Below are 12,854 nucleotides of genomic sequence, written 5' to 3'. Positions count from 1 at the left end.
GCTATTCCTCTTCGCGCGGCAGCGGGTTTTCGACCACGCCCAGGGCGTCGGCGAGGCGCATCTTGGCCGAACCGGGCTTCAGGGGTTTTTGCTGGCTGGGATCGGGCGCCCAACCGGTCAGGGTTAGGATCTCAAAGGTGGCGGGCACGCGGCCGTCCGGCTCGGCGAACTTCTCGATGTAGAGCTCAAATGCGCGGGCTAGGACTTGCCGTGTGAGCTGGCGTGGGTGGCGTTCGGCCAGCACGCTGGTCTCGCCCATGGCCCGTAGGTCGGCCAGCAGCTTCAGGGGGTGGGCGTAGCGCACCGTCACCCGATCAACGTCGGCGACGGGCAGGGCGAAGCCGGAACGTTGCAGCAGGCCAGCGGCGTCGTAGGCGTCAGCGAAGGGCGAAACCCGCGGGCCGGCGCCGCCGGTCAACTCGGCCTCTGCCGCCAGCATTGACTGGCGCAGCTCGGTCAAGGTCGCGCCCCCCAGCATCGAGCCGATGAACAGGCCGTCCGGTTTCAGCGCCCGGCGGATCTGGATAAGCGCCCCAACCACGTCGTTGGTCCAGTGCAGCGAAAGCGTCGAGATCACCAGGTCCAGGCTGCCGAACGCGAAGGGCAGGCGCTCTTCATCGGCCACCAGGCGCGGTCCCGCGCGGCCCGACAGCATGGCGCTCGAAAGGTCGGCCTCGATCAGATGGCCGACGCGCGGCTTGGCGTCGCTGAGCGCCAGCGCGTCGGCGAACGCCCCGTTGCGCGCGCCGAGATCGACGGCGAGCGGGAAGTCGCGCATGATCGCTTCCAGGCGCACCACGGCGTCCTCGGCGGCGCGCCGCTTGAGGAAGTCGGCGTTGGCGTAGACGGCCGCGGCCCTGTTCAGGCGGGTGCGAAGCAGGTCGCGGTTGAAGAGGCGGGGCGGGGCGGACATTGGCGGCGGGACGCTTTTCGACTGGAAGCCTGTCAGATGGCGATGCGAGCCCCTGGTGGAAACCCGGGCCGCGCGCGAAGGCCGCGTTTCGTACCGCGCTCGATCTGCTTTTCCCACCTCAATCGCTGGACGACGGGCCCGCGCCGATGTCGACCGGGTTCACCGCCCAGGGCTGGAGCCGCATTCCCTTTATCGACGGCCCGCTGTGCGATGGATGCGGAACACCGTTCGAATACGACCTTGGCGAGGGCGTGCGTTGCGCCGACTGCATGGCCAAGCCGCGCGCCTTTTCCCGTGGCCGCGCCGCCTGCCTCTATGACGACGCCTCGCGCGGCGTGATCCTGCAATTGAAGCACGCCGACCGCACCGACCTGGCGCCGATGCTGGCGCGTTGGATCAGCCGTTCGGCCCGCGACCTGCTGGAGGACGCCGACGCCATCGCGCCGGTGCCCTTGCATCGCGGACGTCTGCTGGGCCGGCGCTACAATCAGGCCGCCGAGATCGCCCGGCCGCTCAGCCGCCTGACTGGCGTCCCCTATCTGCCCGACGCCCTGGTTCGGGTGCGAGCGACTGAGACGCAGGGCGGCAAGTCAGGGTCGGGCCGGCGGCGCAACGTCGCCGCGGCTTTCGCCGTGCCGGCTGGCCGCGCGGCTCAGGTGGCGGGCAAGCGCATCCTCTTGATCGATGACGTTATGACCACGGGCGCCACTTTGGAGGGCTGCGCCAGGGCCTTGCTGGCCGCCGGTGCGACGTGCGTTGATGTCGCAGTGGTTGCGAGGGTGAAAGAAGCCGCAAACCGCTCCATATAGATCCGAACCCTGTTTCCCGCGTTAGACGAGCCATGGCCCAAGTCACAATCTACACGAAGCCCTACTGCCCCTACTGCATCCGAGCGGTTTCGCTGCTCGAGAAGAAGGGCGTGGAATTCACCGAGATCGAAGCCGCCTTCGAACCCGAGAAGCGCCAGGAGATGATCCAGCGTTCCAACGGCCGGGCGACCTTCCCGCAGATCTTCATCGGCGATCAGCATGTCGGCGGTTGCGATGACATGATGGCGCTGGAGTACGACGGCAAGCTGGACGCCCTGCTCGCGGCCTAGCCTTGAGCTTCCGTCCGGCGTGACCTACGGGTGAGCTCATGATCCTGCGCGTTGGACTGATCCAGACCCGGACGCCGGCCGCCCACGCCGCGGCGCTGGCCCATGTGGCGCCGCTGGTGCGGCAGGCCGCCGCCCAGGGCGCGACCTTCATCGCCACGCCCGAGGGAACCAACATCCTCCAGCGGGACAAGCAGTCGCTGCTGCCCCAACTGACGCTGCTGGAGGACGACCCGGTCGTCCAGGGCCTGCAAGCCCTGGCCGCCGAGCTCTCTGTGACGATCCTGGTCGGCTCGGCCCTGGTGAAGCGCGAGGACGGCAAGGCCGCCAACCGTGCCGCCCTGATCTCGCCGCTCGGCGACATCGTGGCGACATACGACAAACTCCATATGTTCGATGTCGATCTGCCCACCGGCGAGAGCGCCCGTGAGAGCGCGACCTACGAGCCCGGCGGCCGGGCCATCGCCGTGCAGGCCGGCCAGATGCGGCTTGGCCTGACCATCTGCTACGACGTTCGCTTTCCTGCCCTTTATCGCGCCTTGGCGCTCGCCGGCGCCCAGGTGATCGTAACGCCCGCCGCCTTCACCCGTCCCACCGGTGAGGCGCATTGGGAGATCCTGCTGCGCGCCCGCGCCATCGAAACCGGCAGCTTCGTGCTGGCCCCCGCCCAAGGCGGTTTCCACGAGGACGGCCGCGGAACCTATGGCCGGACCCTGGCGATCGGTCCCTGGGGCGAGGTGCTGGGCAAGCTCGACCACGATGAGCCGGGCGTGCTGGTCGTGGATCTGGATATCGAGGCGGTGGACAAGGCGCGGACTGCAATTCCGGCCCTGGCCAATGCGCGGGCCTTCGAGGCGCCTATATCTATCCTATGATCCGCTATGCGCTTGTTTGTGACGAGGCCCATGAGTTCGAGGGCTGGTTCGGTTCGTCGGGTGACTTCGACGATCAATCGGAGCGCGGCCTCGTCGGCTGCCCGATCTGCGATTCCAAGGCCGTGACCAAGCAGATCATGGCGCCCTCCGTCGCGGGGACTAAGAAGACCACAGACTTGGCCCCGCAGGTGCGCTCGATGGTGATGGAAGCCATGGGCCGGGTACGAAAACACGTCGAGGACAACTTCGACTATGTGGGCGACACCTTTGCCGACGAAGCGCGTGCGATCCACGAGGGCCGCTCGGAGGATCGCGGCATTTATGGCGAGGCGACGCCCGCCGAGATCAAATCCCTGACTGAGGACGGCGTGCCGATCGCCGCCATGCCGCCCGCGCCGCCGAAGAAGTCGGAAGTGAACTAGTCCCCCTCAGTCAGCTTTGCTGACAGCTCCCCCACAGGGGGAGCATCTATTCCTCAGATCCTCCCCCAGCGCGAAGCGCGATTTGGGGGAGGTGGCGCGCGCAGCGCGACGGAGGGGGCAAGCCTCACCATTCCCGTTGCCGGCCATCCGTACGCCCCATAGGGTCGCTCCCATTGTTGTGGAGCTGATAATGATCCGTTCAATTTCCGCCGCCGCCCTGGCGTTCGCCGCCTTGGCCTCGCCGGCCGCCGCGCAGTCCCCGCGCCCCGACCAGCTAGCCTTCCGCGAGCTCTACAAGGAGCTGATCGAGATCAATACGACCCTGTCGGTGGGAAGCTGCACCGCGGCGTCGGAGGCCATGGCCTCGCGCCTGAAAGCCGCTGGATTCGCCGACGCGGACTTGAAGATCATCGTCGCTCCAGACCGTCCCAAGGACGGCAATCTCGTCGCCACCCTCAAGGGCTCCGATCCCAAGGCCAAGCCGATCCTGCTGCTGGCCCACATCGACGTGGTCGAGGCCAATCGCGCCGACTGGGAGCGCGATCCCTTCAAGCTGATCGAGGAAGACGGCTACTTTTACGCCCGCGGCTCAAGCGACGACAAAGCCCAGGCGGCGGTCTGGACCGATAGCCTCATCCGCATGAAGCAGGAGGGCTTCAAGCCCCGCCGCACCATCAAGATGGCGCTGACCTGCGGCGAGGAAACACCCGACACCTTCAATGGCGTGCAGTATCTGATCCAGAACCATCGCGACCTGATGGACGCCGCCTTCGTGCTGAACGAAGGCTCGGGCGGGCGGCTCGACGCCAACGGAAACCGCGTCTCCCTTGGCATCCAGGCGGGCGAAAAAGTCTACCAGGACTACACCCTCGAGGTGACCAACAAGGGCGGGCACTCGTCGGCCCCCGTGCGTGACAACGCCGTCTATCACCTGTCGGCCGGCCTCTCGCGCCTGGGCGATTACGACTTCCCGGTGAAGCTGAACGATGCTGTCCGCGCCAACTTCGAGCGCATGGCGGTGATCGACGGCGGTGAGACCGGCAAGGCCCTGGCCGCCGTCGCCAAGAACCCCGCCGACGCCGCGGCGGTGGCCATCGTCGCCAAGGAGCCGGGCCGCAATTCGATGATGCGGACCACTTGCGTGGCGACCATGGTCAATGCCGGCCATGCGCCCAACGCTCTGCCGCAGCGCGCGCGGGCCAATGTGAACTGCCGCATCCTGCCCGGCGAAGGCGTCGAGGAAACCCGCCTGGCCCTCGTGAAGGTCTTGGCTGACGACGCGATCAAGGTGACGACGGTTGGTGAGCCGAGCCCGGTGTCGCCGCCGCCGACGCTTGGCAAGTCGATCACCGATCCGGTCGAGAAGGTCGCCGCCAAGCTCTGGCCGGGCGTGCCGCTGGTGCCGGTGATGGCGACCGGCGCCACCGACGGCCGCTTCCTCAACGCGGTCGGCATCCCAACCTATGGCCTGACCGGCTTCTTCAGCGAGGCGACCGGCAATGGCGCCCATGGTCTGAACGAAAAGATGCGGGTCCGCTCGCTCTATGAAGGCCGTGATTTCCTCTACGAGGTGGTCAAGATCTACGCGAACCAGAAGTAGGGACCCACACACCTCCTCATCCTCCGGGCTCGCGAAGCGAGATCCGGGGGATGAGGATTGGTGGTGTGGCCTAGAACGTCTTCCGCAGACCCAGGGACATCACATAGCCCTGGCCCTGCACCTCGCCGCGCAGGCGGGTCGTGGTGGCGGCCGGCGTGCCTTCATAGAAGGTGGTGTCGTGCAGGACGTCGCTGTCGGCGAAGCTGATGTATGTGAGCGCTGCGTCAAGCTTCAGGCTGTCGGTCAGCTGCGCCGTTGCGCCGGCGCTGTAGAGCCAGCGGTCGCCGTCCGGAACCCGCGCCGTGCGAGCCTCGTCCGGCGTCGGGGTCGGATCGTACTGGACGCCGGTCCGCAGGGTGAGGCGGTCATTGACCGCATAGTCGAGGCCGACGCCGCCCGACGTGGTGTCTTCGTAGCCCTGGAACAGTGTCTCGCCGCCGCCGCCCTCGAAGTTCACGTCGATGGACTTGAACTCGCCCCAGCCGATCCGTTGGACCTGGGCGTTCAGGGCCAGCTTGTCGGTCGCCTGCCAGCGCGCGCCCAGGGTGGCGATCCAAGGGGTGGTGAAGGCGGCAGAGCCCTTCAGGTCGCGATTGGCCGGGGCCAGTGGCCCGAGCAGCCCGCCGACGAACACGCGCCCATCGAGGTCGTGCTCCATCTTTGAACGATAGCTGGCGCCCAGCGTCACCGCGCCCAGATGGGCCTGGGCGCCCGCCGACCAACCGAAGTCCCAGCCGTCGCCGCTCAGCTGCGAGATCCCGTCGGGCAGCAGCGGCGACAGGTTCGGATAGGCGGTCTGCAGCTTGGCCTCGGTGTATTGGGAACTGACGCCGACCCCGACGTCCAGCCAGTCGGTGACCTGCATCGCACCGGTCACCTGGATGTCGGCGGTGGTCAGGCGCGAGGTCAGGGCGTCGTACCGCGCCCAGGCGTTGCGGCGGTATTCGGTGGTGAAGTTGAACGGCGCAGCTACCGACAGACCCAGGGCGAAGCGCTCCCCGATCGGCGTGGCGATGGCGAAGTTCGGGGCCACCCCGTCCTGGATCGGGTTGAAGGCGCGCGGCTCTCCCTGGACCGGAACGGTCAGGCCGCCGGGATAGGTGATGGTCGAGCCGTGGTTCTCGACCCTGGCGTCCACGAAGACGGCGTGGGCGCCGCCATAGACTTCCCGCGGCGAGCGCGCGATGGCCGCGGGGTTCCACCACAGCGAGGCTACGCCCTGGTCGGCGACCTCGCCGGAATACGCGCGGCCCGCGCCGCGCACCGATTGTTCCTGAAGATAGTAGCCGGCGGCCTGGGCCTGGGAGGCCATCAGGCCAGCGAGCGCGGTGGTGGCCGCGAGGGTTTTCAATCGGGTCATGACGCGGGTCTTTCCGGGAAGATGAGCTGCTTCGGCCACCGGATGGCTAGGCGCAGAACACCGAGCGCGTCGATTTCGTTGCAGAACCCTGGTCTGAACCTTGCCAACCCGTTGCCGCTGGGCCACAAAGAAATAAATTGGCAGGGAGCATGCCATGACTATCTCGAGCGCTACCGCGAAGATCGGCCGGACTCTGGCGGACTCGGTTCCGTACTGGCCTGAGCGGGTGAAGGCGCCCAAGGGCTCGCCCAACGTGCTGGTGGTGTTGTTCGACGATGTCGGGTTCTCGGATTTCGGCTGCTACGGCTCGCCGATCAAGACGCCGACCATCGACGCCTTGGCGGGCGAGGGGCTGCGCTACACCGGCTTTCACACCACCGCGATGTGCTCGACCACGCGCGCGGCGCTGCTGACCGGGCGCAACCACCACTCGGTCGGCATGGGCTGCCTGGCCAACTTCGACTCCGGCTTCCCCGGCTATCGCGGCAAGATCGCCCATGAGGCTGGAACCCTGCCCGAGATGCTGCGCGCCCAGGGCTACGGGACCTACATGGTCGGCAAGTGGCACGCGACGCCGCTCAGCCAGGTCGGCGCCAGGGGGCCGTTCGACGGGTGGCCGCTGGGGCGCGGCTTTAATCGCTATTACGGCTTCATGGACGCCGAGACGGACCACTATTCGCCGGAGCTGGTTCGCGACAACACGCCCATCGATGCGCCCGGCCACTTCCCGGACGGCTATCACCTGACCGCCGATCTGGTGGACGAGAGCATCCGTTTCGTCGCCGACCACATCGCCGATGCACCGGACCAGCCCTGGCTGTTGTGGCTGGCCCTGGGCGCCTGTCACGCGCCGCACCAGGCGCCGAAAGAGATCATCGAGAGCTACGACGCCGTCTTCGCCGAGGGCTGGGATGTCGAGCGCGAGCGCCGGCTGGAGCGCCAAAAGGCGCTGGGCATCGTGCCGCCGGAAACCCAGATGCCGCCTCGCAACGACGGGGTGAAGCCCTGGGCGGACCACAGCCCGGACGAGCAGCGGGTGTTCACCCGGCTGCAGAGCGCCTTCGCCGGCATGCTTGACCACGCCGACCGTCAGCTGGCCCGGCTGGTGAGCTTCCTCGAAGAGGCGGGTGTCAAGGACGACACCCTGATCTTGGTGCTGTCGGACAATGGCGCCAGCCAGGAGGGCGGCCCTCTCGGCTTCGTCAACGCCATGGGCCCCTACAACATGAAGTTCGAGCCGATGCCGGAGAAGCTCGCCAACATCGAGAACATCGGCGGGCCCGACAGCCACTCGAATTTCCCGCACGGCTGGGCCATGGCGTCGAACACGCCGCTGCGCCGCTACAAGCAGAACACCCACGGCGGCGGGATCCGCGATCCGTTGGTGATCTCCTGGAAGAACGGCATCGCCGCCCGGGGCGAGACGCGTGACCAGTTCGCCCACGCCAGCGATTTCACCCCGACCTTGCTCGACATGCTGGGCCTGACCTCGCCGCAGGTGATAGCCGGCGTGCCGCAGATGCCGATCGAAGGCGTCAGTTTCGCCGCCTCGATCACCGACCCGGCCGCGCCGTCGAAGGCCAGTCCGCAGTACTTCGAGATGTTTGGGCACCGCGGCCTTTGGAAGGATGGCTGGAAGGCCGTCGCTTTCCACCCGCCCGGCGCGCCGTTCGACGCAGATCGTTGGGAGCTTTACCATCTCGACGCCGACTTCTCGGAAACCCAGGACCTGGCCGAGCAGGAGCCCGAGCGCCTGAAGGCCCTGGTCGATGAGTGGTGGACCCAGGCCGAGCGTTGCAACGTCCTGCCGCTGGATGACCGCTTTGGCCCGCGCTTCGCCGAGAACGCCCTGCGTCACCAGGGGCATCGCAAGACCTTCGTGTTCCACAAGGGCATGGGCCACCTGCCGGGCGACTGCGCGCCAGATGTGCGCTCGCGCTCCTACTTCATCGAGGCCGACGTCAATCTGGGCGAGGGCGACGAGGGGGTGCTGATCGCCCATGGCGACGCCACCAGCGGCTACAGCCTGTTCGTCCGCGACGGCCGGTTGCACCACACCCTGAACGTGGGCGGCCTGCGCACTACGGTCAGCTCGGAGCAGCAGATCGCGCCGGGGCGCCGCAAGCTCGGCGTGCGCGTGATCCAGGACGATGGTCGCCACTTCACCCTGACCATCGACGGTGAGCCGGCGGGCAAGCTGTCGACCCATCTCGGCTTCATGACCCTGATTTCCTGGTCCGGGCTCGATATCGGCCGCGACCGGGGCAGCGCGGTCGGCGACTACGCCCATCCGTTCAGCTTCACGGGCGCGCTGCGAACCGTGACCGTCAAGATGGACGCCGACCAGGACCTTGACGGCGACGCCGTGGGCGAAGCCGAGATGGCGCGGCAGTAACGTCGTTCCAACTAGGGGTTGATCGAACTCTCGTATCTCGCCACTGTCCCCGATCTCCGGGGGGAGCGCTGGGTCCATGTCAGTTCGATTGCTTGTCGCCGCCGTTTGTCTCGCGTTCACGGCTTTGCCCGCGTTCGCCGCGCCGCTCGAACTCTACGGGCGCCTGCCCAACATCGAGGATGTCGCGATCTCGCCGGATGGAGGGATGGTCGCGATGATCTACACGAATGGCGAAGATCGCCAGATCGTCTTGCGCAACCAGGCGGACGGTAAGCTCAGCGTCCTAGGCGTCGGGCCGGCCAAGGTGCGGGATCTGAAATGGGCGGACGGCGAAAACCTCCTCGTCACCACCTCGACCACCGCCCTGATCATGGGGCTGACCGGCCCGGCGCGGGAGTATTTCCAGGCCTTCCACTACAATGTGCCCGAGCAGAGAATGAAGCTGCTGCTCCGCGACGCGGAGCGAGCGCTCAACACAATCCAGGGACCGCCGGTGGTTCGCCGGGTCGATGGTCAGCCGACCGTATTCCTGGAGGGCGTCAGGTTCGTGAACAACCGCGGCCGCACGGCGCTGTTCCAGGTGAACCTGAAGACCTCGCGCTCAAAGCTGGTGCATGAGGGATATGAAAACACCCGCGACTGGCTGGTCGGCCCCGATGGCGAGCCGCTGGCCGAGAGTGAATACGACGCTGACAAGGCGCGTTGGACGCTGAAGATCAAGGCTCCTTCAGGCTGGCGCACCGTGCGTGTCGTGGAGGCGGCCAACGAGCGGCCGGTGCTGCTCGGGCTGGGCCGCGATGGGCAATCGGTTCTCGTGGCCGACAGCGACGAGGACCAGGCGGTGATGCGCGAGATCGCGCCTGCCGATGGCGTATGGGGCGAACCCTTCAGCAGACTGGAGAACGGCCAGCCGATCTTCGATCCCAAGACCCACGCCCTGATCGGCTTTAGGGGGCTGGTCGGCGATGAAAGCCGTCATGTCTTCTTCGATCCTGAGTCGGCCAAGGCCTGGGCGAAGATCGTGAAGGCCTATCCGGGAGATCGGGTCACCTTGGTCGCCTGGTCGGATGATCGCTCCAAGGTGGTCGCCCTGGTCGATTCCCCGACCGAGGGGCCGGCCTACGCCCTGGTGGATTTCGCGACCCACAAAGGCGTTTGGCTGGGCGTCAAATATGAGAACCTCAAGCCGGCGGACATCTCTCCTGTTCGCCCTGTCAGCTTCAAGGCCGCCGACGGCCTTCCCCTGACCGGCTATCTGACCCTGCCGAACGGTCGGGCGCCGAAGAACCTGCCGTTGATCGTCCATCCGCACGGCGGCCCGGCCTCTCGCGACACGCCCGGCTTCGATTGGTGGGCGCAGGCGATGGCCTCGCGGGGCTATGCGGTGCTGCAAGTCAATTATCGCGGCTCGGCGGGCTTTGGCTGGAATTTCATGCAGGCCGGCTTTGGCCAGTGGGGCCGCAAGATGCAGACCGACCTCTCCGATGGCGTCCGTCACTTGGCCGCCGAAGGGACGATCGATCCCAAGCGTGTCTGCATCGTCGGGGCGAGCTATGGGGGGTACGCCGCCCTGGCTGGCGCGACCCTGGATCCCGGGGTCTATCGCTGCGCCGCCTCGATCGCGGGCCTCTCAGACCTGCGCCGCTTCGTGGCCTGGTCCAAGATGGGCTCGGGTGTGGAGGCCCAGCGCTACTGGTCGCGGTTCATGGGCGCCCAGAGCCAGTCCGATCCGGTCCTGCAACAGATCTCGCCGGCGCTGAACGTCGACAAGGTCGCCATCCCCATCCTGCTCATCCACGGCAAGGACGACACCGTTGTTCCCCTGGAACAGAGCCGGTTGATGGAGACCGCATTGAAGAAGGCCGGCAAGCCCGTCGAGCTGGTGGTGATGGCGGGTGAGGACCACTGGCTCTCGCGGGGCGACACCCGATTGCAAATGCTGAACTCGGTCGTCGCCTTCGTGGAGCAGCACAACCCGCCGCATTAGATCGGGCCGAGGGTTTTCGCGGGGAACTCTCCGGTCCTGGCCGGATTGTCTTGTGTGGCGGCAAAGCAACACTACATCCCTGGATGAGGGTGTCGTGCTTGCATGAGGCGACGCCCCAAGTCCGCCTATCGAGGGGAAGCCATGAACATCGATCTCTATTCCGACCGGGCCAAGCAGGCGATCCAGTCGGCCCAGAGCCTCGCGCTCGCCCGCAGTCACCAGCAGCTCGGTCCCGAGCATCTGCTGAAGGTGCTGCTTGAAGAAAAGGACGGTCTGTCCCGCGCTCTGATCCAGAGCGCCGGTGGACGGCCCGATGACGCCGACAAGGCTGCTGACACCTTGCTGGGCAAACGGCCCAAGGTCGAGGGCGGCTCCGGCCAGCTCTATATGGCGCCCGAAACTGCGCGCATCTTCGCCGAGGCCGAGGCCGGCGCGAAGGCCGCGGGCGACGCCTTCGTCACGACCGAGCGCCTGCTGATCGCCATCGCCAAGGAAGGCGGCGACGCCGCCAAGGCCCTGAAGGACGCCGGGGCGAACGCCGCGGCTCTGGAAGAAGCCGCCAAGGCCATGCGCAAGGGCAAGACCGCTGACAGCGCCTCGGCCGAGGAGGGCTATGACGCGCTGAAGCGCTACGCCCGCGACCTGACCCAGGTCGCCCGTGACGGCAAGCTCGACCCGGTGATCGGCCGCGACGAAGAAATCCGCCGCACGATCCAGGTCCTGTCGCGGAGAACCAAGAACAACCCGGTGCTGATCGGTGAGCCTGGCGTCGGCAAGACCGCGATCGTCGAGGGCCTGGCCCTGCGCATCGTCAATGGCGACGTGCCGGAAAGCCTGAAGGACAAGCAACTCCACGCGCTCGACATGGGCGCGTTGATCGCTGGCGCGAAGTATCGCGGCGAGTTCGAGGAGCGCCTGAAGGCGGTCCTGAACGAGGTCACCCAGGCCGAAGGCTCGATCATCCTGTTCATCGACGAGATGCACACCCTGGTCGGGGCCGGGAAGACCGACGGGGCGATGGACGCGTCCAACCTGCTGAAGCCCGCCCTGGCGCGGGGCGAACTGCACTGCGTCGGCGCCACCACGCTGGAAGAGTACCGCAAGCATGTCGAAAAGGACGCGGCCCTCGCCCGTCGCTTCCAGCCGGTGTTCGTCGCCGAGCCCACGGTCGAGGACACGATCTCGATCCTGCGCGGCCTGAAGGAGAAGTACGAGGTCCACCACGGGGTCCGCATCTCCGACAGCGCCATCGTGGCCGCCGCCACCCTGTCGAACCGTTACATCGCCGACCGCTTCCTGCCGGATAAGGCCATCGACCTGATCGACGAGGCGGGCAGCCGCGTGCGGATGGCCGTAGATTCCAAGCCCGAGGAACTGGACGAGATCGACCGCCGCATCGTGCAGCTGAAGATCGAGCGTGAGGCCCTCGCCAAGGAAACCGATGCGGCCTCCCAGGCGCGGTTGGAAAAGCTGGACGAGGAACTCGACGATCTCGAGGGCCAGTCCACCGAGATGACCGCCCGCTGGCGTTCGGAGAAAGAAAAGGTCGGGCAGGCCGCGCAGGCCCGTGAGGCCCTGGACCGGCTACGCGCCGAACTGGTCACCGCTCAGCGTCGCGGCGACCTCCAGCGTGCGTCGGAGATCGCCTATGGCGAGATCCCGCAGCTTGAGCGGCGCCTGGCCGAGGAAGAAGCTGCAGCGGCCGAGAACCCAGTCAGTCCCGAGGTCGTCGACGCCGAGCAGATCGCCGGCGTGGTCAGCCGCTGGACCGGCATCCCGGTCGACAAGATGCTGGAAGGCGAGCGCGAAAAGCTGCTGGCCATGGAGGACGCCCTGCGCAAGCGGGTCGTCGGCCAGGAAGAAGCGCTGGTCGCTGTGTCCGACGCCGTGCGCCGCGCGCGTGCGGGCCTGCAGGACCCCAACCGTCCGATCGGCTCATTCCTGTTCCTTGGTCCCACCGGCGTCGGCAAGACCGAGCTGACCAAGGCCCTGGCCGGCTTCATGTTCGACGACGAGAGCGCCATCACGCGCATGGACATGAGCGAGTACATGGAAAAGCACTCGGTCAGCCGCATGATCGGCGCGCCTCCCGGCTATGTCGGCTACGACGAAGGCGGGGCGTTGACCGAGGCCGTTCGGCGTCGGCCCTACCAGGTCGTGCTGTTCGACGAGGTCGAGAAGGCTCACCCCGACGTCTTCAACGTGC

Annotated in this window: 10 protein-coding genes; 8 read left to right on the top strand and 2 right to left on the bottom strand. The window is 67.0% G+C overall.

Annotated elements, in window-relative coordinates; translation table 11 throughout:
• Position 1: 1 nt before the first annotated feature.
• Positions 2 to 913 carry a methyltransferase domain-containing protein gene (locus tag Q8M13_RS05510; RefSeq protein WP_305298755.1) on the bottom strand — a complete coding sequence of 304 codons (912 nt, stop codon included), beginning with the start codon at positions 911 to 913 and terminating at the stop codon, positions 2 to 4.
• A 146-nt stretch (positions 914 to 1,059) separates the two neighbouring features.
• Here Q8M13_RS05510 and Q8M13_RS05505 point away from each other — a divergent pair, with 146 nt between their 5' ends.
• The 5 genes from Q8M13_RS05505 (at position 1,060) to Q8M13_RS05485 (ending at position 4,906) form a co-directional block, all read left to right on the top strand.
• On the top strand, positions 1,060 to 1,722 hold the full coding sequence (locus tag Q8M13_RS05505) for a ComF family protein (protein WP_305298753.1): 663 nt from the start codon (positions 1,060 to 1,062) through the stop codon (positions 1,720 to 1,722).
• A 32-nt stretch (positions 1,723 to 1,754) separates the two neighbouring features.
• Complete coding sequence (grxC, locus tag Q8M13_RS05500) at positions 1,755 to 2,012, top strand: glutaredoxin 3 (RefSeq protein WP_305298751.1); 258 nt, start codon at positions 1,755 to 1,757, stop codon at positions 2,010 to 2,012.
• 38 nt (positions 2,013 to 2,050) lie between these two features.
• Positions 2,051 to 2,884, top strand: a complete 834-nt coding sequence (locus Q8M13_RS05495) for a carbon-nitrogen hydrolase family protein (protein ID WP_305298749.1) — start codon at positions 2,051 to 2,053, stop codon at positions 2,882 to 2,884.
• Positions 2,881 to 3,306, top strand: a complete 426-nt coding sequence (locus tag Q8M13_RS05490) for a DUF1178 family protein (protein ID WP_305298746.1) — start codon at positions 2,881 to 2,883, stop codon at positions 3,304 to 3,306. Before Q8M13_RS05495 ends, Q8M13_RS05490 begins: the two co-directional genes overlap by 4 nt.
• Before the next feature lie 190 nt (positions 3,307 to 3,496).
• The gene (locus Q8M13_RS05485; RefSeq protein WP_305298744.1) at positions 3,497 to 4,906 is read left to right on the top strand and encodes a M20/M25/M40 family metallo-hydrolase; all 1,410 of its coding nucleotides are present in this window, start codon (positions 3,497 to 3,499) and stop codon (positions 4,904 to 4,906) included.
• Positions 4,907 to 4,976: 70 nt separating this feature from the next.
• Here the strand turns inward: Q8M13_RS05485 and Q8M13_RS05480 are convergent, their stop codons facing one another.
• Positions 4,977 to 6,266: an OmpP1/FadL family transporter gene (locus Q8M13_RS05480; RefSeq protein WP_305298743.1), complete on the bottom strand. Its 1,290-nt coding sequence runs from the start codon at positions 6,264 to 6,266 to the stop codon at positions 4,977 to 4,979.
• Positions 6,267 to 6,420: 154 nt separating this feature from the next.
• On the opposite strand from Q8M13_RS05480, the gene Q8M13_RS05475 reads away from it, so the two are divergent.
• The 3 genes from Q8M13_RS05475 to Q8M13_RS05465 all read left to right on the top strand — a co-directional run.
• Entirely contained in the window at positions 6,421 to 8,661 is a 2,241-nt protein-coding gene (locus Q8M13_RS05475) for a sulfatase-like hydrolase/transferase (protein ID WP_305298741.1), read from the top strand.
• Positions 8,662 to 8,737: 76 nt separating this feature from the next.
• Entirely contained in the window at positions 8,738 to 10,648 is a 1,911-nt protein-coding gene (locus tag Q8M13_RS05470) for a S9 family peptidase (protein WP_305298740.1), read from the top strand.
• 141 nt (positions 10,649 to 10,789) lie between these two features.
• On the top strand, positions 10,790 to 12,854 hold a 2,065-nt coding region (locus Q8M13_RS05465; protein ID WP_305298738.1), incomplete at its 3' end, for an AAA family ATPase.

The organism is Phenylobacterium sp., from assembly GCF_030681155.1.
Taxonomy (GTDB): Bacteria; Pseudomonadota; Alphaproteobacteria; order Caulobacterales; family Caulobacteraceae; genus Phenylobacterium.
This window is presented reverse-complemented; position numbering and strand designations above follow the sequence as displayed.